This is a genomic window from Vibrio sp. 2017_1457_13 (assembly GCF_030851525.1).
Lineage (GTDB): Bacteria > Pseudomonadota > Gammaproteobacteria > Enterobacterales > Vibrionaceae > Vibrio > Vibrio metschnikovii.
Genome location: NZ_VHTA01000036.1, coordinates 1 through 1,261, shown reverse-complemented (window position 1 = coordinate 1,261; position 1,261 = coordinate 1). Strand labels below are relative to the sequence as shown.

Annotated in this window: 1 rRNA gene; it reads left to right on the top strand. The window is 51.9% G+C overall.

The window, feature by feature from the left end:
• Nucleotides 1–127: 127 nt before the first annotated feature.
• Nucleotides 128–1,261: ribosomal RNA gene (locus FKN88_RS17370) — 16S ribosomal RNA — on the top strand; the annotation flags it as partial.

The window sequence follows — 1,261 nt, the reverse complement described above, 5'->3', positions numbered from 1 at the left end:
GCTTTTAGCACTATCGGCACAGTCAATTCATTATCGTTCTGTTGGAACGATAATAGCTTTGAATTACGCTTCTATTTATAGGAGCTAGGTAATTTAGAGTCAGTATTCATTGAGCCAAAAAGAACTTAAATTGAAGAGTTTGATCATGGCTCAGATTGAACGCTGGCGGCAGGCCTAACACATGCAAGTCGAGCGGTAACAGGAAGAAAGCTTGCTTTCTTTGCTGACGAGCGGCGGACGGGTGAGTAATGCCTGGGAAATTGCCCTGATGTGGGGGATAACCATTGGAAACGATGGCTAATACCGCATGATGCCTACGGGCCAAAGAGGGGGACCTTCGGGCCTCTCGCGTCAGGATATGCCCAGGTGGGATTAGCTAGTTGGTGAGGTAATGGCTCACCAAGGCGACGATCCCTAGCTGGTCTGAGAGGATGATCAGCCACACTGGAACTGAGACACGGTCCAGACTCCTACGGGAGGCAGCAGTGGGGAATATTGCACAATGGGCGCAAGCCTGATGCAGCCATGCCGCGTGTATGAAGAAGGCCTTCGGGTTGTAAAGTACTTTCAGTCGTGAGGAAGGGGGTATCGTTAATAGCGGTATTCTTTGACGTTAGCGACAGAAGAAGCACCGGCTAACTCCGTGCCAGCAGCCGCGGTAATACGGAGGGTGCGAGCGTTAATCGGAATTACTGGGCGTAAAGCGCATGCAGGTGGTTTGTTAAGTCAGATGTGAAAGCCCGGGGCTCAACCTCGGAGTTGCATTTGAAACTGGCAGGCTAGAGTACTGTAGAGGGGGGTAGAATTTCAGGTGTAGCGGTGAAATGCGTAGAGATCTGAAGGAATACCGGTGGCGAAGGCGGCCCCCTGGACAGATACTGACACTCAGATGCGAAAGCGTGGGGAGCAAACAGGATTAGATACCCTGGTAGTCCACGCTGTAAACGATGTCTACTTGGAGGTTGTGGCCTTGAGCCGTGGCTTTCGGAGCTAACGCGTTAAGTAGACCGCCTGGGGAGTACGGTCGCAAGATTAAAACTCAAATGAATTGACGGGGGCCCGCACAAGCGGTGGAGCATGTGGTTTAATTCGATGCAACGCGAAGAACCTTACCTACTCTTGACATCTACAGGATCCTGCGGAGACGCGGGAGTGCCTTCGGGAACTGTAAGACAGGTGCTGCATGGCTGTCGTCAGCTCGTGTTGTGAAATGTTGGGTTAAGTCCCGCAACGAGCGCAACCCTTATCCTTGTTTGCCAGC